The sequence below is a fragment of the Nocardia sp. NPDC088792 genome, assembly GCF_044750615.1.
Classification (GTDB): Bacteria; Actinomycetota; Actinomycetes; order Mycobacteriales; family Mycobacteriaceae; genus Nocardia.
Genome location: NZ_JBIVKC010000007.1, coordinates 200168 through 221896, shown reverse-complemented (window position 1 = coordinate 221896; position 21729 = coordinate 200168). Strand labels below are relative to the sequence as shown.

The 21729-nt window shown below is 68.7% G+C and carries 26 protein-coding genes; 14 read left to right on the top strand and 12 right to left on the bottom strand.

All coding sequences use genetic code 11. The features are described 5' to 3' along the window. The first annotated feature begins 110 nt into the window (after positions 1–110). From ACIP5Y_RS40970 to yidC, 3 genes are all read left to right on the top strand, one after another. The gene (locus ACIP5Y_RS40970) at positions 111–398 is read left to right on the top strand and encodes a putative quinol monooxygenase (protein ID WP_400358454.1); all 288 of its coding nucleotides are present in this window, start codon (positions 111–113) and stop codon (positions 396–398) included. Between the two features lie 47 nt (positions 399–445). Next, positions 446–739: a DUF6412 domain-containing protein gene (locus ACIP5Y_RS40965; RefSeq protein WP_400358979.1), complete on the top strand. Its 294-nt coding sequence runs from the start codon at positions 446–448 to the stop codon at positions 737–739. A 136-nt stretch (positions 740–875) separates the two neighbouring features. Next, a complete protein-coding gene (yidC, locus tag ACIP5Y_RS40960; protein WP_400358452.1) occupies positions 876–1667 on the top strand; it encodes a membrane protein insertase YidC in 792 nt (263 codons plus the stop codon). Here yidC and ACIP5Y_RS40955 read toward each other — a convergent pair. The 6 genes from ACIP5Y_RS40955 to ACIP5Y_RS40930 all read right to left on the bottom strand — a co-directional run bounded on the left by ACIP5Y_RS40955 (position 1610) and on the right by ACIP5Y_RS40930 (position 9638). After that, a complete protein-coding gene (locus tag ACIP5Y_RS40955) occupies positions 1610–3412 on the bottom strand; it encodes a hypothetical protein (protein WP_400358450.1) in 1803 nt (600 codons plus the stop codon). The two genes, yidC and ACIP5Y_RS40955, sit on opposite strands and share 58 nt — an antisense overlap. Positions 3413–3422: 10 nt before the next feature. Beyond that, positions 3423–4001 (bottom strand): hypothetical protein, encoded by a 579-nt coding sequence (locus ACIP5Y_RS40950; protein ID WP_400358448.1) that lies wholly within the window; start codon positions 3999–4001, stop codon positions 3423–3425. 40 nt (positions 4002–4041) lie between these two features. Beyond that, complete coding sequence (locus ACIP5Y_RS40945) at positions 4042–4329, bottom strand: hypothetical protein (protein WP_400358447.1); 288 nt, start codon at positions 4327–4329, stop codon at positions 4042–4044. 43 nt (positions 4330–4372) lie between these two features. Beyond that, positions 4373–4912, bottom strand: a complete 540-nt coding sequence (locus ACIP5Y_RS40940) for a hypothetical protein (protein ID WP_400358445.1) — start codon at positions 4910–4912, stop codon at positions 4373–4375. 70 nt (positions 4913–4982) lie between these two features. Next, the gene (locus ACIP5Y_RS40935) at positions 4983–9251 is read right to left on the bottom strand and encodes a hypothetical protein (RefSeq protein ID WP_400358443.1); all 4269 of its coding nucleotides are present in this window, start codon (positions 9249–9251) and stop codon (positions 4983–4985) included. A gap of 78 nt (positions 9252–9329) precedes the next feature. After that, positions 9330–9638, bottom strand: coding sequence for a hypothetical protein (locus ACIP5Y_RS40930; RefSeq protein ID WP_400358441.1), 309 nt, complete (start codon positions 9636–9638; stop codon positions 9330–9332). A gap of 196 nt (positions 9639–9834) precedes the next feature. Here ACIP5Y_RS40930 and ACIP5Y_RS40925 point away from each other — a divergent pair, with 196 nt between their 5' ends. From ACIP5Y_RS40925 to hisH, 5 genes are all read left to right on the top strand, one after another. After that, positions 9835–10557 carry a DsbA family protein gene (locus tag ACIP5Y_RS40925; protein WP_400358977.1) on the top strand — a complete coding sequence of 241 codons (723 nt, stop codon included), beginning with the start codon at positions 9835–9837 and terminating at the stop codon, positions 10555–10557. A gap of 79 nt (positions 10558–10636) precedes the next feature. Next, positions 10637–11974, top strand: a complete 1338-nt coding sequence (gene hisD, locus ACIP5Y_RS40920) for a histidinol dehydrogenase (protein ID WP_400358439.1) — start codon at positions 10637–10639, stop codon at positions 11972–11974. Beyond that, positions 11971–13125, top strand: a complete 1155-nt coding sequence (locus ACIP5Y_RS40915; protein WP_400358437.1) for a histidinol-phosphate transaminase — start codon at positions 11971–11973, stop codon at positions 13123–13125. Before hisD ends, ACIP5Y_RS40915 begins: the two co-directional genes overlap by 4 nt. Next, entirely contained in the window at positions 13122–13766 is a 645-nt protein-coding gene (gene hisB / locus ACIP5Y_RS40910) for an imidazoleglycerol-phosphate dehydratase HisB (protein ID WP_400358435.1), read from the top strand. Before ACIP5Y_RS40915 ends, hisB begins: the two co-directional genes overlap by 4 nt. Beyond that, positions 13763–14401, top strand: a complete 639-nt coding sequence (gene hisH / locus ACIP5Y_RS40905) for an imidazole glycerol phosphate synthase subunit HisH (RefSeq protein WP_400358433.1) — start codon at positions 13763–13765, stop codon at positions 14399–14401. The genes hisB and hisH overlap by 4 nt, the downstream gene beginning before the upstream one ends. A 26-nt stretch (positions 14402–14427) precedes the next feature. Here the strand turns inward: hisH and ACIP5Y_RS40900 are convergent, their stop codons facing one another. Next, the gene (locus tag ACIP5Y_RS40900; RefSeq protein ID WP_400358431.1) at positions 14428–14949 is read right to left on the bottom strand and encodes a hypothetical protein; all 522 of its coding nucleotides are present in this window, start codon (positions 14947–14949) and stop codon (positions 14428–14430) included. Between the two features lie 26 nt (positions 14950–14975). Here ACIP5Y_RS40900 and ACIP5Y_RS40895 point away from each other — a divergent pair, with 26 nt between their 5' ends. Next, positions 14976–15206, top strand: a complete 231-nt coding sequence (locus tag ACIP5Y_RS40895; RefSeq protein WP_400358429.1) for a type II toxin-antitoxin system RelE/ParE family toxin — start codon at positions 14976–14978, stop codon at positions 15204–15206. 61 nt (positions 15207–15267) lie between these two features. Beyond that, positions 15268–15720, top strand: a complete 453-nt coding sequence (locus tag ACIP5Y_RS40890; protein ID WP_400358428.1) for a MarR family winged helix-turn-helix transcriptional regulator — start codon at positions 15268–15270, stop codon at positions 15718–15720. 25 nt (positions 15721–15745) lie between these two features. Here ACIP5Y_RS40890 and ACIP5Y_RS40885 read toward each other — a convergent pair whose 3' ends face one another. Continuing rightward, positions 15746–16213 carry a hypothetical protein gene (locus tag ACIP5Y_RS40885; protein ID WP_400358426.1) on the bottom strand — a complete coding sequence of 156 codons (468 nt, stop codon included), beginning with the start codon at positions 16211–16213 and terminating at the stop codon, positions 15746–15748. Between the two features lie 93 nt (positions 16214–16306). Beyond that, positions 16307–16984, bottom strand: coding sequence for an LppP/LprE family lipoprotein (locus ACIP5Y_RS40880; protein WP_400358424.1), 678 nt, complete (start codon positions 16982–16984; stop codon positions 16307–16309). Positions 16985–17109: 125 nt separating this feature from the next. Here ACIP5Y_RS40880 and priA point away from each other — a divergent pair, with 125 nt between their 5' ends. Genes priA through hisI form a run of 4 tightly spaced genes read left to right on the top strand, consistent with a single transcriptional unit; the run spans position 17110 to position 19816 of the window. Then, a complete protein-coding gene (gene priA, locus ACIP5Y_RS40875) occupies positions 17110–17841 on the top strand; it encodes a bifunctional 1-(5-phosphoribosyl)-5-((5-phosphoribosylamino)methylideneamino)imidazole-4-carboxamide isomerase/phosphoribosylanthranilate isomerase PriA (protein WP_400358422.1) in 732 nt (243 codons plus the stop codon). Positions 17842–17845: 4 nt separating this feature from the next. After that, positions 17846–18661 (top strand): inositol monophosphatase family protein, encoded by an 816-nt coding sequence (locus tag ACIP5Y_RS40870; protein WP_400358421.1) that lies wholly within the window; start codon positions 17846–17848, stop codon positions 18659–18661. A gap of 16 nt (positions 18662–18677) precedes the next feature. Continuing rightward, positions 18678–19451 (top strand): imidazole glycerol phosphate synthase subunit HisF, encoded by a 774-nt coding sequence (gene hisF, locus ACIP5Y_RS40865; protein WP_400358419.1) that lies wholly within the window; start codon positions 18678–18680, stop codon positions 19449–19451. Beyond that, positions 19448–19816 carry a phosphoribosyl-AMP cyclohydrolase gene (gene hisI, locus ACIP5Y_RS40860; protein ID WP_400358418.1) on the top strand — a complete coding sequence of 123 codons (369 nt, stop codon included), beginning with the start codon at positions 19448–19450 and terminating at the stop codon, positions 19814–19816. Before hisF ends, hisI begins: the two co-directional genes overlap by 4 nt. Positions 19817–19858: 42 nt before the next feature. Here hisI and ACIP5Y_RS40855 read toward each other — a convergent pair whose 3' ends face one another. The 3 genes from ACIP5Y_RS40855 to ACIP5Y_RS40845 form a co-directional block, all read right to left on the bottom strand. Further along, complete coding sequence (locus ACIP5Y_RS40855; RefSeq protein WP_400358416.1) at positions 19859–20356, bottom strand: MarR family winged helix-turn-helix transcriptional regulator; 498 nt, start codon at positions 20354–20356, stop codon at positions 19859–19861. A 189-nt stretch (positions 20357–20545) separates the two neighbouring features. Further along, positions 20546–21142: a permease gene (locus ACIP5Y_RS40850; protein WP_400358414.1), complete on the bottom strand. Its 597-nt coding sequence runs from the start codon at positions 21140–21142 to the stop codon at positions 20546–20548. A 115-nt stretch (positions 21143–21257) separates the two neighbouring features. After that, complete coding sequence (locus ACIP5Y_RS40845; protein WP_400358412.1) at positions 21258–21716, bottom strand: peroxiredoxin; 459 nt, start codon at positions 21714–21716, stop codon at positions 21258–21260. Between the last annotated feature and the right edge of the window lie 13 nt (positions 21717–21729).

Genomic DNA, 21729 nt, shown 5'->3' with positions numbered 1-21729 from the left:
GTCGCGGCGTGCCCAGGATCGCCCGGCTCTGTTTACCGGCTGCGCGACACACGACAGTGGTGAACGAGGCCGGAACGGATCCGGCATCCGGAGAGAAATCAGGAGCACTCATGTCGCTGCACGTCGTCGCCGAACTCCGCGCCGCCGAAGGGCACGAGGACCGGCTGCGGACCGCACTGGAATCGATGATCGAGCCGTCCCTCACCGAACCGGGCTGCCTCGCCTACCAGCCCTTCGCCAACCCGAACGATCCGGCGCACATGGTCATCGTGGAGGAGTGGACCAGCGCCGAGGCGCTCGAGGAACACTTCCGCACCCCGCACTTCGAGCACGTCGCCGGCGTCCTCGACGGGATTCTCGGCGAGCCCATGATCATTCGCCGCCTGGTGACCGAGTAACACGCCGTTCGCGTGCGGTCGAGCGCACCGGTACGCTCGGATCCGTGATGACGCGGATTCGATCGACGGCGCTGCTGCTGTGCGCGCTCGTGGTGTCCGCGTGGGCGGTGCTGTATCTGGCTGCCGCGCAACCCAACTCACTACTGGTGCTCGGTGCGGCCGTGCTGATCGCCACGCTCGCCGCGACCCTGGTCACCGCGCGGGCGGTGCCGCCGGTCACCGCGACTTACGGGCCGCCCGAATCGGCGAGCCGCCGCCGGCGCGGCGCCTTCCTGCGGCAGAGCAATCCCGACACTGCGGGCCGTCCGCGCCCGCGCGCGCCGGGAGCAGTCCTCGCCTGACCGTGCCCTCTGCGGCATCGGCCGGGCAGACGACTGTTCCCGTTCGCACCACCCGCGGTAATGCCTTCGTCAGCCGCGACCACACCTGACGGTCGCCGCAAGGGCACGCGGGTGCCTCGCAGTGAGGTGTCCTGCCATGCTCGATTTCATCTATTACCCCGTGTCCGCCGTGCTGTGGTTGTGGCACACGGCCTTCTCCTCGGTACTCGGGGCGGGCAGCGGGCTCGCCTGGGTGCTCGCCATCGTGTTCCTCGTCATGACCTTGCGCGCCCTGCTCATCCGGCCGTTCATGGCGCAGTTGCGCTTCCAGCGGACCATGGCCGAAATACAGCCCGAGATCAAGGAGATCCAGCGCAAGCATGCCGGTGACCGGGAGAAGCAGGCCGCCGAGATACAGAAACTCCAGCAGGAGAAGGGGTTCAATGTCCTGCTCGGCTGCCTGCCGCTGGTGGGGCAGTCGCTGGTGTTCATCGGGCTCTACCACGTGCTGCGTTCGTTCAAGAACCCGCACGTCGCCAACTACGTGTTCTCGACCACGCAGGTGCAGTCGTTCCTCGACGCCAAGTTGTTCGGGGTGCACTTGAGCGCGACCCTCGCCACGGCGGGTGGCTCACTGGGATCGGTTGCGGTGGTGGCGATTCCGCTCATGATCATTGCCGCCGTGGCCACCCATTTCACCGCGCGGGCCTCGGTGGCGCGGCAGCCGAAGCCCGCGAACGACGCGGCGGCCCAGCAGACGAGGATCATGAACATGCTGTCGCAGTGGGTGTTTCCGCTGGGTGTGCTGGTCTTCGGGCCGGTCATGCCGGTCGCCATCCTGCTGTACTTCGTCACCCAGAACGCGTGGACCTTCGCGCAGCAGCACCTGATCTACGGGCGCGAGGACAAGGCCGGGGTCGCGGTCCGGGCGACCGGCATCGAAAGCTGATCACCCGAGGCCGTCTGCTCGCTCACCGAGGCGCCGCGCCGCTCCTCAGTGGTCGAGGCGCGCGCCACGAACAGCGCCACGGCCAGCACCACCGCGATCGCCACCAGCACCGCGATCACCACCTGGAGCAGGCGGCGGCGTAGCAGGCGGCGGCGGTGCCGGGCCATGGCCTCGGACAGGAATTCGCGCGCCGGCCGGTTCGGCGTACCGGTGCGCCGCAACCAGGCCATGGCATCGTCGAGCCGGGCCCGCCGATACAGCAGCCGCGGCGGGCGGCCCTGCCGCGACCACTCCCGCGCATCGGCCTCGATGCGCGGGCGCAGCGCGGCGAATTCCCGTTCCTCGCTGAGCCATTCGGTCATGCGCGGCCAGGCGGTGAGCATGAGATCGTGCACCAGCTCGATCCGGTCCTTGCGCCGCACCAGGAACTGCGCGCGGGTGAGCCAGGCGATCACGGCGGCGGTGGCCGCCGGATCCTCGGACTCCTGGATCAGCAGATCGGGGGAGATACGGTCGCGCTGTGCGGCGGTCGGCCCGATGAAGGTGAGCGCCACCAACACGTGCCGGGTCGCCACCCGGTCCCGCTCGTCGAGCCGATCCCAGATCAACTCGCAGCCCTTGGCGAAAGCGCCCTCGACCCCGCCGGATTCGCGGTAGGCGTCCAGGGTGAGGGTGCTGCCGGTGCGGTGCACCCAGGTCTGGGAGAGCACATACGACAGCATCGGCAGCCGGATCGGGCTGTGCGGATCGAAGACGGCCAGATCGTGCAGCAGCACCTCGACCAAGCTGTCCTCCACCTTCAGGCCGACCGCCGCCGCCGGGCGCGTGATCACCTCGCGCAGTTCGGCCGCCGTCATGGGCTCCAGCAGCATGGTCGGCTTGCGCAGGGTCGCGGCCAGCGCCGGCTGCCGGGTGAGTTCGGTGAGATACGCACTGTCGCAGGAGATGACGACGGTGGTGCGCGGTTCGGCCCGCGGCGCGGCCAATTCCGTCAGCCGTTCCAGGAAACGCTGGGTCTCCTCGGGGGTGCCCTTGCTGAACAACCGCTCGACCCGGTCCACCACCAGGAGCCGATGTCCGTGCGGCGCCGCCTCCAGCGCCGCCTCCAGATCATCGTGCGGCGTCACCCGGATCGGTGCGCGCGGACCCGGATTCCCGAGCAGTCCCGCCGACAGCAGCGACGACTTGCCGAGTCCCCGTGCGCCGCACAGCACCACCAGCGCCGGATCCGGTCCGGACTCCGCGGCGATGATCAGATCCCACAGTCGCTGCAGCGCATCCTTCCGGCCGAAGAACAGGTCGGCTTCTTCCGGCCGGCAGGACCCCAGGCCGTGGTAGGGCGTGCGCCCGCGGTTCACCGGGGACTCGGTGGTCGTCCGGGCCGCCTGCCAATCCGCCCGCCAGCGTTTGAGATCCAGCAGGCTGGCGTCCAGCCGCGCATCCGGCGGCCGGGCGCTCACCTCCCGGATCAGCACCTCCAGCACCGGCAGCACCGATTCGAAGGCGGCGGGCGTGCGATTACCGCGGCGCCAGTCGCTGATCCGCTGCGCCGTGATCGGCGTGCAGCCGGGCCGCAGCCGGGTATTGGCCGCGCGGATCACGGATTTCACCGTGGCTTCGCGGGCCGCCGCGAACAGGGCCGTCAGCCGCGCCGCGAAGACGGCGCGGGCGTCCGGGCCGCCCGCTTCCACTCCGCCGGGCGAATCCGCCTGGCGGGGAAGCCGATCCAGTTCGGACTCCGGCAACTGTCCGTCCCTACCGGCCGTCCGTGCCGGATAGTGGCGCGCTCGCCGGAGCCGGATGCGCACCGGCCCGGCTCGGCGGCCCGAAGGCCGGGCCGGGTCCCGTGCCGGGCCGCGGCGAGACGGTCGAATCAGCGAAAACCGTTGAGCAGGACAACCGCATTCCCTCCACCGATGTGTCGAGTGCGTGCAAGGACCGCTGGACCGATTCGACGGTGTCCGCGGTGGGGGCGGTGCCGTCGATGGCCTGCGCGAGGTGCGTCAATGCGTCGTGCAGTGCGGTGCCGGCGTCGGCGACGGCCGTGAATGCCCGGCGGGACAGCGGCGATGTCATCGTATCCGTCGCGGCGCCGAACCGGGTGTCGATGGTCGCCGACAGGCGTGCCGCCTCCTGCACCCGGCGTTCCACCTCGGCGGTATCGCCGCGGTCGGAGGCGGGGCCGATGCCGTTCAGCTGATCGGACAGCGACTTGAAGGTGTCCTGCAGGCCGCCGGCGGCGCGGCCGCCGGTGCTGCAATCGGCGGTGTCCGGGTCGGGCGGGGCGGCGGCGTCCGGTTGCTTCGTGCAACCGGCCAGGGCGGCGACGGTCATCGCGCAACCTACGATGACCGCCGCCACCTGCCGTCCCGTGCTACGCGACATGGGCCAGCCCCGTCAGCACGGCATCCTGCACCGCGGGCAGGAATCCCAGATTCGCCACCAGCGCCATCCCGACACCGAGCCGGATCCGCCGATGCCGGTTCCACCAGCCCACCCGGCCGCGGATGCGGCGATGGTTGTGCGCGATGGTCGCGGCGTCGGCGGCGTTCTCCTCGTAGTATCCGAAAGCCACTGGGGCGGAACGGGTATCGAGCAGGCCGCCGATCGGATCCACGGTGCTCGCACCGGTGCCGCCAGTCATGAATTGTGTTTCCTTCATGGCGAACTCCTCTGCGTCGGAACGGATCTGGTGCCGGAGCGGATCAGGAGATGACGTCGGTCCAGGGCCGCAGCAGGGCGTCGTAGACGTCCTGGGTGAAGCGGCCGCGGCCGACCAGATCGCTCAGCACCGCCGCGGTGACGGCCTGGCTCACCACGGTCAGCGTGCCGATCGAGCCCAGCGACTGCAGCAGTGCGGTGACATCGGCGCCGGTCGCCGCCGGGGTGGCCGAGACCGCCTGGCCCGCCACCATTCCGGCGGTCTGCACATTGCGGGTGCGGCCGAATTCCTTGGCCGTCTCGGTCGCGATCTGCAGTGGCTGCGGATCGGTCTGCTGCTGCTGGCCCAGGCTCGACAGCAGGCCCGCGAGCCCGCCACCGCCGCCGGTGAAGGCGGCCATCCCGGCCTGCATCTGCTTGCCCGCCTCGGCGTTCATCTTTTCCCGCTCCTCGGCGGTGAGCTGCGCGGCGCGTTCCACGATGGACACCACGGTCCGCCACTGCGGGCCGTACAGGTATTCCAGGTGCAGGGACGGGTCGAAGGGGTCGAACGGGATGGTCTGGTCGGTCGGTTCGGTGTTCATGACGAGCTCCTTCACTGGATGTTCACCCTCGAAATGAAAGGGATTGGATGGGAAGGGATTTCGATACTGCTCAGACACCGACCTCGACCAACTGGCGAGTATCGCTGTCCCGCAGGCCATCCGCGGCATCGGCGCCCACCAACGGAATGTCGGCATGCGCCACGGCCGCGGCGGCCGGGGTATTCGACGCCACGGGACCCATGAGCCCCGCCAGCGAGGCGAGCACCTGATCCAGGCTCGCCGTATCGGTGATGTTGTCCAGGAACTGCGTTCCGGTAGCCGCCGCCCCACCCCCGGTCGCCCCACTCATCGCCGAGCGAATAGCGGAGATCAAATACGACCGGAAACCCGGATCCAGCAACACCAGCAACGGCAACAGCACCAACGCCACCAGGGCCAGCAGCGCCAACGCCGCCAAGGGCAGCCCCACACTCAACGCCACCCCACCGAACAGCAACGGCACCCCGACAGCGACCGCGCCACCAACAGCCACCGCAGTCGCGAGCGCCGCGACGCCCAGCGCGATTGCCCCGGCCACGGCCACCGCGGCGGCTACCGCCACTGCGGCCGCGATCGCGAGTCCGACGGCAACGGCGATACCCGCGGCAACTACGGCAGCAAGGCCCAATGCGATTGCGCCACCGACAACTACGGTGGCAGCCACTGCTATGCCGGCTGCGATCGCGAGCGCGACGCCCGCTGCCACTGCTGCGGCGGCCAGGGCCGCTACGCCGAGTGCGATTGCGCCTGCGATCGCTACCGCGACGGCTATTGCTGCGGCAACCGCTACCGCCGCCGCGATCGCCAGGCCCGCGGCCACGGCAATGCCGGCCGCTACCACTCCGGCGACGCCCAGTGCGATTGCGCCACCCACGACCACGGCGGCGATACCGGCCACGGCCGCGAGGGTGCCCACGATGCCCACGGCCAGTCCGGCGCCGGCGGCAAGAGCCGCCAGGACCGGCAGGCCGATCGCGGCGGCGAAGAGCCCCACCGGAATTGCCAGCAGGATGAGGGGGAGCAGCGCCAGGGCGATCAGGCCCACGATGGCCAGCGGGACGCCGAGCGCCAGCAGCGGCAGGCCGAAGACCGCCACGATTGCTGCGCCGATGGCGACCACCGGGGCGGCCGCCGCGGCGAGCGCACCGAGAGCGGCCAGGGCCAGGATCGGAATGACCGCTGCGGCAAGGGCCGCCAGTGCGGCCGCGATGAGGGCGAGGGCCAGGGCCGCCAGTACGCCCAGGATCACCGGGGCGGAGAAGTCGATGACCATGGACACCAGCCACGCGGCGATCACGATGCCCTTGACGGCGAACCACAGGCCACCGGCGAGCACCAGGGCGAAGAGCGGAATTCCGAAGAGGCCCAAGGCCATTACGGCCAGCGCGGCGCCCGCTACGGTCAGTCCGGCCACCGCGAACGGTGCCCAGATCGCCGCCAGCGCCAGGGCGATGATCGGCGACAGTGCGGTCGACAGGATCGGGGCGAAGGGACCCACGATCAGGAACGGCAGGCTGAACACGATGGCCACCGCCAGCGCGGCGACGCCGACCGGCAGCATGGCCACCACCGCCGCGAGGGCCACGGCCAGCGCGATCACCGTGCCCGCCATGCCCACCGCCCCGAGCAGTGCGAGTCCGGCGAGGATCACGGCGCCGATCACCGGGAACACCGCGAGGGTGGCGACGATCGCGATCGGGATGGCGACCAGCAGGAACGGCGGGAACAGGCTGGCCGCGTAGACGAACGAGCCGATGATGAGCAGCGCCGCGAGCGCCACCGGAATACCGCTGGCCACGGTCAGCACGGCGACCAGCCCGCCGAGCAGACCGGCGACAATGCCCGTGCCCGCGATGCCGCCCAGCACGATGAACAACTGTGCCGCGAGCAGCAAAGGCAAGGCCAGCAAGGCGAGCGGCGGGTTGATGAGAATCAGCCCGAGCAGTGTCACGGTCAGCATGGCGAAGCTGAGCACATTGATCGCCAGCCCGCCCACGGCCACCACTGCGACCGCGGCGACCGCCAGCGCGATCATGCCCGCCATGAGCACGATGAACGGCAGCAGGGTGAAGGTGAAGTTCAGCGCGACCAGACCCATGACGGCCGCTGCCGCGATCGCGGCGAACGCGATGAGCGCGGGCAGCACGAACGGAATCGTGTACGGCATCAACAACATCAGCAGGCCGCCCGCGATCACGGTGCCCGAGGCCCAGGTGACGCCGAGTACCAGGATCAGGGTGGTGCAGAGGGCGACCAGGAATCCGGACGCGCCCACCGCGGTGAACAGGAACAGCAGCCCGAGCGCGACGGGCAGTCCGACGAGCACCGCCAGCAGCACGGGCGCCAGCAGCGGGCCGAGGATCGGAATCGCGAAAACCAGTGCGGCGGTGGCGATCAGCCCCATGCCCGCGGCCACGACGGTGGCGATGACGCCGGCCGCGGCCAGAATCAGCGTGGCCGCGGCCGCGCCGAACCAGAGCACCACGGCGGCAGCGAGTTTGATGGCGAGCGCCGCCAGGGACAGTGCCAGCAGCCCGATCACGGCCGCCGAGGCGACCACGGACAGCGAGATCAGCCCGGCCAGCAGCACCGCGCCGAGCGCGATCCCGGACCCCAGCGCCATCGCACCGAGCACGATCACGCCGGCCAACCCCAGCACCGCCAGAATGGGCAGGCTGATCAGCCCGAACGGCGTGAAGAACGACGCCACCACCATGGCCGCGAACAACGCCAGCGCAACCAGCCCGGCGACGCCCAGCGTGCCGAATACGGCCGCGGCCACGGTCAGCAAGCCGAACACCAGGAAGCCCAGCGCCGCCGTGAATACGACCGGCGCGATGAAGAAGCCCAGGAACGGCACCAGGATCGACCCCACCAGCCCCGCCGCGAGCAACGCGACGAAAATGCCCGCGACACCGGTGATTCCGACGCCCAGCAGCACGGCCGCCAGCGCGACCCCACCGGCCACGATGAGCGCAAGGGTGACGATCCCCGCCACCAGCAGTACCGGCGCCAGCACCTGGAAGGCCACGAACAGCACCGGCAGCGCGATGAGCAGCACCGGAATAGCGATGATGGCGAGCACGATGAGCACCGGAATCGCGAGCACCGCCAGGATGAGCCCGCCGATGATCAGCGCACCGATAATGAAGGGCGCCAACACGATTGCCGCCAATACCACGATCGCGCCTATACCGATCGCGCCGATCGCCAGCGCACCTGCGAACAACAGCGGCACGATCGCGAACAGACCCACGATGGGCAGGGCCAGCAACGGCAGCGCCGCATCCCGGCGAACACCGTTGCCGGTGATCAGGTCTCGCAGGTCGTGCAGCATCGGCGCGAAAGCGGCCGCCGGATCCTGCATGAACCCGAGCACCGGGGTCAGGAAGCCGAGCATGGGCGCGAGCCCGCCCAGCGCCGGTGCGGCGAAGCCCATCACGGCCGCACCCAGCGCATCCAGCCCGGAAGCCGGGTTCGAGGTGAGGTTGCGCAGGGTTTCGGCGAGATGCTGCAGCGGATCGCCGTCGCCGATCGTATTGCCCAGCAACGGTTGCAGCACCTCACGCAGCCCCTGCGACCCCTCGGTGCCGTCCACGGGGAAGCCGAAGAGCGCGCGGCCGCGGTTGATCAGTTCGGCGATCGGATCGCCGGACCCGTCGCGCCGGGTGCCCGCCGCCTCGACCGCCTGATTGACGAAGCTCAGCAGGTCCTCGACCGGCTGCCGCAGCGGTCCCGACGGGAATGCGGTGTCGACCCAGCCCGCCAGCTTGGACAGATCCAGTCCGGATCCCACCACTTGCGCTGCGACGGAAGCGATTTCATTGACCGGTGCGCCTACCGGCCCGAGCAGTCCGGAGAAGTCGCCGCCGGGCGCGGAAGAATCACCGGCGGTCGGCGCCGCGCCGACGGTCCGGGTGGGCGCCGGCATCCCCGGCGCGGGCGCGGCATTCTGCGGTGCCAGCCCGTACCCGGGGGCCGCTTGATTACCGAAGGCGTTCACGGCCTGATCGATCACGTTCTGCGCGGTGGACCCCAGATCGGGGCCGAGCACATTACCCATGTCCGGAATCGGCAGATCCGGGATCGGGAGGCCGAGATCCGGAGTCTGCGGGTTGCCGACCGCCTGCTGCGTGCCGAGCCCGGGTACCAGCGGCGCGGTCGGTGGCAGTTGCGGCAGGGCGGGCAACTGGGCCTCGGCGTGGCCGGTCGACACCATGGCGGTGGCCAGCGAGGCGAAGGCGGCGGCCGCGTAGAGGCCGCGGCGGTTGCGTTTGCATTCCTTGCGGTGCTTGGCGGCCTGTTTGGTCGTGTGAGCACGGGTGAGTGATGCGGTCATGGGAGGAACCTTTCGATCGACGCGGAATCCGGCCGCGGCCGGACCTTGCCGAGCTCGCGCAGAGCTCCCGTGGAACGCTCAGGCCGGGCCGGTCTCGCCGTATGCGCAGTTGGCCTGGGAGACGCCGCCGTCGGCGCCCAGGGTGGGCCCGATGCGGGTGTGCAGTAGTCCGCCGATATCGCGGCAGCTGATGAAGGCGTGTTGTCCGTGTCCCGCGCCGGGCGGGCAGGTGAGGGTGGCCTGGTTGGGCACCGTCGTATCGATGACGCACCCGTCGGGAGCCGGGTCGGCCGAGGCCATGGGAGTTACCGGCTTGCCGAACGCAATGCCCGTGAGGGCCAGCACCGCCATCGCAGCGAATGCCACGAGTTTGCCGATGGAGTTCATGGGCTAAGGGTCCGAAGCTGCGGGTGGAGGGGTCAATGTGGGCCGGGTTACATGACCTGGGTTTTCCCTGCTGAAGTACCTGATACAGCTTGTCCGCAGCGGATTCTTATTACGGGCTTTTAACGACAGGAGATATTGACGCCCTTGGTGTCACCAGATCCTGATCAGTTGACTAGCAATATCATGGCAAACCGTGATGATGAATCGAAGTGGCCGGAAAGTCGCGAGTGCCGCGAACCAGCGACGCCTGATCACGCCCGCCCGCGCGGCCGGGGTCGTGGTGCTCGTCGCGCTCATCGCGGTGATCACCACGATGGTCGTGCACCGGCAGAAAGATAAGGACCAGGCCGCCGCCGCGGTAGCCCCACCCGCGGTCTTCACCGCCGACGGCCGGTTGCGCTTCGGCGACGCACCCATCACCGTCACCGTCATCACCGACTTCCAGTGCCCGGTGTGCAGGCAGTTCACCGCCACCACCGAGCCCACGCTGAACGACATGGTCAAGGCCGGCGCGGTCGCCGTCGAATACGACACCGTCGCCGTCCTCGACCGTGCGTCCAAAGACAACTACTCCTCCCGCGCGGCCAATGCCGGCACCTGCGTCGCCGTGGCGAACAAGAACGCCTGGCTCGACTTCGACCAGAAGCTGTTCGCCGCCCAGCCCGCCGAGGGCGGCGCCGGACTCGGCGCCGACAAGCTCATCGAGCTGGCCGGACAGGCCGGCGTGAGCGGTCCCGACGTGGCGTCCTGCATTCGCGACGACCGGTACGGCGGCTTCGTCAAGTCGCACGCGCAGCATGCGATCGATGCCGGTCTGACCCATGTTCCGGTGGTCAAGGTGGGTGATCAGGTGGTCGAGAACCTCACCCCCGACGGCCTGCGCGCGGCCATCGACCGGGCGCGATCGGCGGGCAAGTAGGCTGATAGCTGGTCGCAAGCAGTTTCGGCTGCCTGCCGGACCTTTTCGATTCAGCACAGACAAAGGACTGCACAGCGCTATGACCAGCCGCATCGAGCTCGCCCGCGTGGATCTCCGCGGACGTACTCCCACTGCTGCCGAACTGCGCGCGGCTCTGCCGCGTGGGGGCGTCGACGTGGACTCGGTGCTGCATCATGTGCGGCCGGTCGTGGAGGCCATCCGCGATCGGGGCGTCGAGGCCGCGCTGGAATTCAGCGAGAAGTTCGACGGCGTGCGGCCCGCGAGTGTGCGCGTGCCCGCCGCCGAACTGGACAAGGCGCTCGCCGAACTGGATCCGGCCGTGCGCGCCGCCCTCGAGGTCGCGATCGAACGCACCCGCAAGGTGCACAACGATCAGCGCCGCACCGACAAGACCACCCGGGTGGTGCCCGGCGGCACCGTCACCGAACGCTGGGTGCCGGTCGAGCGGGTCGGCCTGTATGTGCCGGGCGGTAATGCCGTCTACCCGTCGTCGGTGGTCATGAACGTGGTGCCGGCGCAGGCCGCGGGCGTGGAGTCGCTGGTGGTGGCCTCGCCGCCGCAGGCGCAGTTCGCGGGCCTGCCGCACCCGACCATCCTGGCCGCGGCCAAGCTGCTCGGCGTCACCGAGGTGTGGGCGGTCGGCGGCGCGCAGGCCGTGGCGCTGCTGTCCTACGGCGGTGTCGACACCGATGGCGCGCAGCTGGAGCCGGTCGACCTGATCACCGGTCCGGGCAATATCTACGTGACCGCCGCCAAGCGGCTGTGCCGCGGACTGGTCGGCATCGACGCCGAGGCCGGGCCGACCGAGATCGCGATCCTGGCCGACGCCACCGCCGATCCGGTACACGTTGCGGCGGATCTGATCTCGCAGGCCGAGCACGATGTGCTGGCGGCCAGCGTGCTCGTCACCGACAGCGTGGAGCTGGCCGATGCCGTGGACGCGGCGCTGACCGCGCAGATGGCGGTCGTCAAGCACCACGATCGGGTCACGGAAGCCCTGTCGGGCAAGCAGTCCGGCACCGTGCTCGTCGACGACATCACCCAGGGGCTGCGCGTGGTCAACGCCTACGCGGCCGAGCACCTGGAGATCCAGACGGCCGATGCCGCCGCCGTCGCGGCTCGGGTGCGCAGTGCCGGAGCGATTTTCGTGGGCGCCTGGGCGCCGGTGTCGCTGGGCGACTACTGCGCGGGCTCCAACCACGTGCTGCCCACCGCCGGATGTGCCCGGCACTCTTCGGGTTTGAGCGTGCAGACCTTCCTGCGCGGGATCCACGTGGTCGAGTACTCCGAGGCCGCGCTGAAGGATGTCGCCGGACATGTGGTGGCGCTGGCGAATGCGGAGGATCTGCCCGCGCACGGTCAGGCCGTGCAGGCGCGTTTCGGGGAGCTGCGGTGAGTATCGAGGCGGGCCTCGAAGAAGGCGCTGTGACAGTGCCCGGATCCAGCATTTCACTGGACGATCTGCCGCTGCGGGAGAACCTGCGCGGCAAGAGTCCTTACGGCGCACCGCAATTGACGGTGCCGGTACAGCTCAACACCAACGAGAACCCGCACCCGCCGAGCAAGGCACTCGTCGACGATGTCGCCGAGTCCGTGCGCGCCGCGGCCGCGGACCTGCACCGCTACCCGGACCGCGATGCGGTCGGGCTGCGCGGTGATCTGGCCGCGTACCTGACCCGGCAGACCGGTGTCCCCGTGGATACCGCGAACGTGTGGGCGGCCAACGGCTCCAACGAGATCCTGCAGCAACTGCTGCAGGCGTTCGGCGGACCGGGCCGCAGCGCACTGGGTTTCGTGCCCTCGTACTCGATGCACCCGATCATCTCCGAGGGCATCGACACCGAGTGGGTGGAGGCCAAGCGCAATGGCGACTTTTCCCTCGACATCGACTACGCGGTCATGGTGCTCGGTGAGCGCCGCCCCGATGTGGTGTTCGTGACCAGCCCCAATAACCCGACGGGGCACAGCATTCCGCAGGACGACCTGGTACGGATCCTGGAGGCCGCCACCGGCATCGTGGTGGTCGACGAGGCGTACGGCGAATTCTCCAGCGCCCCCAGCGCCATCGAGCTCATCGACCGGTATCCCGCCAAACTGGTGGTGAGCCGCACCATGAGCAAGGCGTTCGCCTTCGCGGGCGGACGGCTCGGCTACCTGGTGGCCGCGCCCGCGGTCATCGACGCCATGCTGCTGGTGCGCCTGCCCTACCACCTGTCCGTGGTGACGCAGGCGGCCGCGCGTGCGGCGCTGCGGCATGCCGACGAAACCCTCGGCAGTGTCGCGGAACTGGCGGCGCAGCGGGACCGCGTGATGGCCGCATTGCGCGAGCAGGGGTACGACGTCATCCCCTCGGACGCCAACTTCGTGCTCTTCGGCCGCTTCACCGACGCGCCCCGCGCCTGGCAGCGTTACCTCGACGAGGGTGTGCTCATCCGCGATGTCGGCATCCCCGGCTATCTGCGCACCACCATCGGCCTGGCCGCCGAGAACGACGAATTCCTGCGCGTGAGCGCCACACTGGTCGCGACCGAGCTGGTCGCCCCATGAGCACGGAAGCGAGCCTGCCCGTGAGCACGGACCGTATCGCCCGCGTCGAACGCACCACCCGCGAATCCAGCATCGTGGTGGAGTTGAACCTCGACGGGTCCGGGAAGACCGACATCTCCACCGGTGTCCCGTTCTACGACCACATGCTGACCGCCTTCGGCCAGCACGGCAGCTTCGACCTGACCGTGCAGGCCAAGGGCGACATCGAGATCGAGGCGCACCACACGGTCGAGGACACCGCCATCGTGATCGGCCAGGCGCTGGCGCAGGCGCTCGGCGACAAGAAGGGCATCCGCCGCTTCGGCGACTGCTACATCCCCATGGACGAGACCCTCGCGCACGCGGTGGTGGATGTCTCCGGCCGCCCGTACTGCGTGCACGACGGTGAGCCGGAACGCCTGCTGTCCACCGTGATTCCGAGCGCGGGCCCCGGGGCCTCCTACTCGACGGTCCTGAATCGCCATGTCTTCGAGTCGATCGCGCTGAACGCCCGCATCGCCCTGCATGTCCGCGTGCTGTACGGCCGCGACCAGCACCACATCACCGAGGCCGAATTCAAGGCGGTGGCAAGGGCTTTGCGTGCCGCCGTCGAATACGACCCGCGCGTCACCGGCATCCCTTCCACCAAGGGGACACTGTGACCAAGAAACTCGCGCTGCTGGACTACGGTTCCGGCAACCTGCACTCCGCCGCCCGCGCCCTGGCGCGCACCGGCGCCGAGGTGACGGTCACCGCCGACGCCGAAATCGCGTTGAACGCGGACGGTCTCGTGGTCCCGGGTGTCGGCGCCTACGCGGCCTGCATGGCGGGTCTGCGCGCCGTCCGCGGTGAACGCATCATCGGCAAACGCCTGGCCGGTTCCCGCCCCGTTCTCGGCATCTGCGTAGGCATGCAGATCCTGTTCGAGCGCGGTGTCGAATTCGGCATCGAAACCGAGGGCTGCGCCGAATGGCCGGGCGTGGTGGAACGTCTCGACGCTCCGGTTCTCCCGCACATGGGCTGGAACACCGTGCAGGCGCCCGAGGACTCGATCCTCTTCGCCGGCATGGACGCCGACACCCGCTTCTACTTCGTCCACTCCTACGCGGCCCGCAAATGGGAGTGGGACGACAACACCGGCAGCCACCTGAATCCGGCCAAGCTGACCTGGTCCGACCACGGCGGCCCCTTCCTGGCGGCAGTCGAGAACGGCCCGCTGTCAGCCACCCAATTCCACCCGGAGAAGTCCGGCGACGCCGGCGCCCACCTGCTCCGGAACTGGGTCGCCGCTCTGTAATTCGCCGCGTACCCCGGTGCGAGCGGTCAGCTGTTGCCGCTCACCGGGGTGCCCCGGCTGACCAGCCAATTCCCGTGCTCGTAGTCGAGGCCGACCGACATCACGACATGCTTGGTCTGCGTGCCGCTGTCGGAGGTGATGGTCTCGTAGGAGTCGTAACTCCCCTCGGCATGCCCGTGATCCACCGAGGTGACGGTGCAGTCCGGCGTCCCGATCTCCCCGCGCGCATGCGTGGAAATGATGTTGTCCCGCAGTGAGTCCTTCCACAACTGCTTGAACCAGCTCTGGAAGTCGCCTGTACTCCGATCCACCACCCGCTGCCAATACCCGTCGGCATCCCGATAGGTGTAATTCCCCATATTCCGCGCGAAATCGCAGATGGCACTGCGCACTTCGCCGGAGTCCGCGGCCGCCGGCCCGGCGAACGCGATGCCCGCGGCACCGATCGCCGAAATCGCCAATGTCATCGCGATGGCAGGTTTCGTCACGATGGTGTCCTCCAGGAGCTGTTCGGTATCCCGCCCGGTCACCCAGGCGAGATCAACCATAATGATCAACCCTGGCACCCGCCTGAGTGGTGACGGCGCGCGTCCCGGAGCGCATTGCCTGGGCGGTGCTGGAGTTCTGCTCGGGTCCGCTCGCTGAGGACCCGCAGCGGGTAGGAAAGCCCTTGATCGGCGGTCTTGCCGGCCTCTATTCGGCTCGGCGCGGCGAGTATCGGGTGATCTACGCGATCCATGAGGATCGTATTGTCGTCGAGATTGCGACTGTCAGGCATCGCGGCACGGCATACCGCCCTCGGTGAGACCGGAACAGGACGCCGATCGAATTGTAGGTTACGCCAACGGTATTGCTAAGGTGCCGGCATGGAGATTGCGCACGAGGGCGCGTCCGGCAGGCTCCGCGCCCTGCCCACCCGCCTGGTGAACCAGGTCGCCCTCATCGCCAACCGCGCCACCGACAAGGCCCTCGAGGAAACCGGCTCCCGCCGCTACCACTACGCCCTACTGGTCACCCTCGATGAAATCGGCCCCGCCAGCCAAGCCGACCTCGGCCGCCGCACCGGCATCGACCGCAGCGACGTGGTAGCCGCCCTCAACGAGCTCGCCGACCGAAACCTGGTCCGCCGCAACCCCGATCCCGCCGACCGCCGCCGCAACATCATCACCCTCACCCCGACCGGCTCCGCCCACCTCCGTGACCTCGACGACCGGCTGGAAGCCGCCCAGCGCGAATTCCTCCCCGGCTTCTCCACGGCCGAACGCGCCAACTTCGTCCTCCTCCTCACCCGAATCCTGGAGCAGCACACCAAGAGCTGAGGTCGTCGCCTCGGTGTGCAGTCGCTCAGTTCGCGGTGTCCGCGCGGCTGACCAGCCAAGTGCCGCCGACATTGTCGAGGCCCAGTGCCATTCGCATGTGGGTGGTGCGGGGTTGGTTGCCGGTTTCGCCGTAGGTCAGGATCTGGTCGAAGTCGGTGGTGGCCTCGGTGTGAGTATCGTCGCCGGATTGGAGTGTGCAGGTCACGTTGGTGGCTACAGCGTGGAGTTGCACCTTGGTCCATACCGTGCGCAGTGTGTTCGAATCGCGCTGGAGCGTGTCGTGGAGGTCGCCCGTGGTCAGGGCGAGGGTGGCGGCCAGATCGGCGTCCGCGGTGCGGTAGTCGGAGGTGGCGAAGGAGCGGGCGAAATTGCAGGACGCCAGCCGCGCGTCCTCCGGTGGCGTCGCACCCGCGGGTACGGTGAGGGCCGCGCCCGCGATGATGAACGGCACGGAAAATGCCAGGGCCGCAACGGGTGTCGAGCGAGTGCGCATGGTTCCCCCATGATTCGGATATCGGACCGGAGTGCCGGTCACGAGAGAATCTAGCGGGGTGGGGTGACAGGTGCCACAGGCGTGGATCGTTCGTTACTGCTCCGCCGAGCAGGGCTGGGTGCCGGGGGCGGTGCCGTCGGCGTTGAGCTCCGGGGGTTTGCCGATGGTGATGACTTGCTGTCCGTCCCAGTGGAATTGGACGCAGTAGTAGGTGGCGCCCTCGGAGCAGGCGTCGCACTTCCCCGGAATCTTGTAGCGCAGTCCCACGGTGTCGGCGGTGGTGCGGGATTTGTCCACCGAGATGAAGGCGTTCCATTTCGGCGTGGCGGGGCCCACGTAGGTGCCGTTGTGGAAGAGGAGGGCCTGCATGGGGGAGCTGGCGGTGGCGCCTTGGATGGTGACCAGGGCCGCGGACAGCGGTGCGCAGATGTCATTGGCGTCGGGGGTCGTGCCCGCGCCGGGGAGTGCCCACTTCCAGGTGTCGCCGTAGCTGGTCCGGATGGGGGCGAGGGTGGCGGCGGCGTCGTGGATCACGGTGGCTGAGGGGTAGCAGTCCTGGCCGGTGGCGGTGAGTCGGGCGGGGACGGTCGTCGTGCCGGGAACGCCGGTCTGTGGTGCCGTCAGGGTGGCGGTGACCTGGGTCAGGACCGTCGAGGACAGTTGGGTCGGCAGGGTGGTCGGTGCGGACTGATCGGTGGTTCCGCCGTCGCAACCCGAGATCAATGCGATGGCGGCCAGTCCGGCGCTGGCGATGATGGTCGGTCGGAACATGGTTCCTGCTCTCTCCCCGTCGGCGAATACCTCTCCGCTGTAAATCGGTTGTCGCGTGCCGGTATTAACCGGCATTTCCCCAGGCCGCCGCCGAGCCATCGTACGGCTACCAATAGGATGCTCCCGTGAGTCTTGTGCTGCTACCTGCCGTCGATGTCGCCAATGGTGAGGCCGTGCGCCTGGTTCAGGGGGAGGCGGGCAGCGAAACCGGTTACGGTTCGCCGCTCGACGCCGCCCTGGCGTGGCAGCACGGTGGCGCCGAATGGGTGCATCTGGTGGATCTGGACGCGGCATTCGGCAAGGGCAGCAATCGGGAACTGCTGGCGCAGGTGATCGCTCGGCTCGACGTGAAGGTCGAACTGTCCGGCGGTATCCGCGACGACGACTCGCTGAAGGCGGCCCTGGCCACCGGCTGCACACGCGTCAATATCGGCACCGCCGCCATCGAGAACCCGGAATGGTGCGCCCGCGCCATCGGCGAGTACGGCGACCAGATCGCGGTCGGCCTGGACGTGAAACTCATCGACGGCGAATGGCGACTGCGCGGCCGCGGCTGGGTCAGCGACGGCGGCGATCTGTGGGAGACCCTGGAACGCCTGGAACAGCAGGGCTGCTCCCGCTACGTGGTCACCGACGTGAGCAAGGACGGCACCCTCACCGGCCCGAACCTGGACCTGCTCGCGCATGTCGCGAACGCGGCCAGCGCGCCGGTCATCGCCTCCGGCGGCGTCTCCACCCTCGACGACCTGCGCGCCATCGCGACGCTGGTGGACGAGGGCGTGGAGGGCGCGATCATCGGAAAGGCCCTGTACGCGGGCCGGTTCACCTTGCCCGACGCGCTCGCAGCGGTCAGCTAGCCGGATGACCGACCTCGCCGAGCTGCTCGGTATCGCCCGCGATGTGCTCGACGGCGCCTCCTCCCGCTTCGTGGAGGGTGTGGGTGCGCCCAGTGCGGTTCAGAAGGGCCGCAACGACTTCGCCACCGAGGTCGACCTGGAACTGGAGCGCACCATCTCGCGGCAGTTGAGCGAGCGCACCGGAATCCCGGTGCACGGTGAGGAATTCGGCGGCCCGCAGCTGCTGACGGGCACCTCCTGGGTGCTCGACCCGATCGACGGAACCTTCAATTACTCTGCGGGACATCCGCTTTCGGGCATGCTGCTGGCGCTGGTGCAAGAGGGCGTGCCGGTGCTCGGCCTGACCTGGCTGCCCGGCCTGGGCCAGCGTTATGCCGCGGCCGCCGGTGGACCGGTCTACTTGAACGGGCAGCCGCTGCCACCGCTGGAGCCGGTCAAGCTTTCCGCCGCCATGATCGGTTTCGGTTCCTTCAATATCGATGGCGCGGGCCGGGTTCCGGGCATCTTCCGGTTCAATCTGCTGGGCGCGCTGAGCCGGCTGTCCGGCCGGGTTCGCATGCACGGGTCCACCGGTATCGACCTGGCGTACACGGCCTCCGGAATTCTGGGCGGCGCCGTGGTGTTCGGACATCATCCGTGGGACAACGCCGCGGGTGTGGCGCTGGTCCGCGCGGCCGGCGGGGTGGTCACCGACCTGCTGGGCCGGGAGTGGACCATCGAATCGGGTTCGGTGCTGGCCGCCGCGCCCGGAGTGCACGAGGAGTTACTGGACCTGATCAGCGAGACCGCCGATCGCGTCCGGGGAGAGGTGGAGCAATGAAGACAGGGGTAGTGCAATGACGCTGGCAGTACGCGTCATCCCGTGCCTGGATGTGGACGCGGGCCGGGTGGTCAAGGGCGTGAACTTCGAAAACCTCAGGGACGCGGGCGATCCTGTGGAACTGGCCGCCGCCTACGACGCCCAGGGCGCCGACGAACTCACCTTCCTGGATGTGACCGCCTCCACCGGCGACCGCGGCACCATGATCGACGTGGTGACCCGCACCGCCGAGCAGATCTTCATCCCGCTCACCGTCGGTGGCGGTGTCCGCACCGTCGAGGACGTGGACCGCCTGCTGCGCGCGGGCGCGGACAAGGTGTCGGTGAACACCGCCGCCATCGCCCGCCCCGAGGTGCTGCGCGAGATGTCGGAGCGGTTCGGCTCGCAGTGCATCGTGCTGTCGGTGGACGCCCGCACGGTCCCGGCGGATCAGCGGCCGACCCCCTCCGGCTGGGAGGTCACCACGCACGGCGGTAAGCGCGGCACCGGCATCGATGCCGTCGAATGGGCCATGCGCGGCGCCGAACTCGGCGTCGGCGAGATCCTGCTCAACTCGATGGATGCCGACGGCACCAAGGCCGGTTTCGATCTGCCCATGATCCGGCACGTGCGGTCGGCGGTCTCGGTTCCGGTCATCGCCTCCGGCGGTGCGGGCAAGGTCGCGGACTTCGCCCCGGCCGTCGCGGCGGGCGCGGACGCGGTGCTGGCGGCGAGCGTCTTCCACTTCGGTGATTTGACGATCGGCCAGGTCAAGGACGCCATGCGCGCGGAAGGTATCGTGGTCCGGTGAGTCTCGATCCCGCTATCGCCACCCGTCTCAAGCGCAATGCGGACGGTCTCTTCGCCGCCATCGCGCAGGAGAAGGACACCGGCGATGTGCTCATGATGGCGTGGATGGACGACGAGGCGCTCGCGCGGACGCTGGAAACCCGCAAGGGCACGTACTACTCGCGTTCGCGGCAGCAGTACTGGGTGAAGGGCGAGACTTCGGGCCACACCCAGTACGTGCACGAGGTACGGCTCGACTGCGACGGTGACACGGTGCTGCTCATCGTCGATCAGGAAGGCGCGGCCTGCCACACGGGCACCCACACCTGCTTCGACACCGATGTGCTGCTGGCGCAGGGCGACGTCCTGCTGGCCGACGAAGACTGAGTCCCAACGGCTTTCGATAAGGAAGGCTTTCGGTAGGGAGGCCTAGCGGTTCTCGTGGAGGTCCGCGTCGATGTGGCTCATCGGCCGCCCGGAGCGGCCGAGGCCGCGCGCCATGCCCTTCTCCAGCTGCGTCACCAGGGTCTCGCCCAGTTCCAGCAGTTGCCGGGTCTGTTCCTTGTCGAGTCCGTCGAAGACCAAGCCGCGCACCGTCTCCAGATAGCCGGGCGCGGCCTCGGTGACCTTGCGGAAGCCGGCGTCGGTGAGGACGGCTTGGGCGCCGCGGCGTCCGGTGACGGTGACGCGCTGGGCCCAGCCCAGGCGTTCGAGTTTGGATACGACATGTGAAAGGCGCGATAGCGATGCGTTTGCCTTTTGGGCAAGCTCGCTAAGTTGCAATCGGTGGCCTGGTTCTTCGGAGAGCAGGGTCATCACGAAGTATTCGAAATGGGTAATCCCGGACTCACGTTGGAGCTGGGTGTCCAGTGCCGCGGGCAGTCTGGTGGTGAGCGCGACAAGGGTACGCCAAGCTCGCTGTTCCATGGGATTCAACCACTTGGTCACCGTGCGCGCCCTCTCGTAGCAGCCAAGTGACGTGTTGTGCCGACCGGTCCGGAAACTGGGGGAGCAGCGACAACAAGTCACCCGCACGTCAAAGTTTGCCACGATTTCGCTCAGTACGCACGAGGTTACTGAATGACGTGACATCGATCACGCGTGTCGGACTGGAATTCAGTTCGCGCCGGGTTCTGGAGGATTTGGCGGAGTTTCCACGGGAACGCTCGGCTTTTCCGGTACGGCACGCTGCTTTTCGGCACGATGGCGGCGGAATCGCCTGCGCACCAAGAGAAATGCCACCAAGAGGAACAGCACCGCGGCGATGATCGCGCCGACGAGGGCCGCGCCGCGGAATCCCGGCGCGTCGACATCGAGGATGCGCTCGCCGGCGTGCGCGGCATTGGAGTCGCCGAGCACGATGGTCAAGGTCATCAGATTGGGGATGGCGGCGACGACCGCGAGAACCGCTGCGGCGCCGGCAATGAACGGACCGCCCCGTTTCCGCCAGCGCAGGCCCGCGATCAACAACAGCAGCAATGGCAGTAGCGTGCACACCGCACCCATGACGAGGCCGTACCAGATGCCTTTGGCGAAACTGCCGTGTACCCATTCGGCGAGCCGCTGCGCCCACCAGCGTGGAATGAACGCGGCCAGGATCAGATACGTCACCCACAGCACCACCGCCGCCACCACGAGCGCGATGATGCGATTGCGCCACGTGACGAAGGAGGAGCGTTTCTGCTCCGGCAGGTCCGCACCAGGCGTAGTCATAGCCTCAGCGTATGCCCGCGAGTCCGGCGCGACGGTCAGCGCCACTCCGGCGTACCGGACAAAAAGGGCTCGGGAGCGGGCTGGGCGGCACTCCAGAATCGGGGTGGGCGGAGCCTCAGGAGCGACTGCGGAGGAACTCGAGGGCGTCGTCCGCGTGCACATTGGCGCGCAGTTCGCTCGAGATGACCTTGGCGACCGTCCGGTCCGGGTCGATGACGAAGGTTGTGCGCTTCACCGGCACCAGCGCGCCCAGCAGCCCGCGCTTCACGCCGAACTCGGCCGCGACCTTCGCGCCGGGATCCGACAGCACCGGGTAACCGAGCCCCTGCTTGGCCGCGAATCCGGACTGGACATCCACCGAATCGGCGCTGATCCCGACGCACGATGCGCCGAGCGACTTGAATTCCGTTGCCAGATCCCGGAAATGGCACGCCTCGGCGGTGCATACGGGGGTATTGGCCGCGGGGTAGAAGAAGAGCACCACGGGACCGTCCGCGAGTAGCGACTCGAGCGAACGCACGGTGCCCGACTGATCCGGAAGCTCGAAGTTCGGGGCGAGCTGGCCTGCCTTCATAACCCGTACAGTA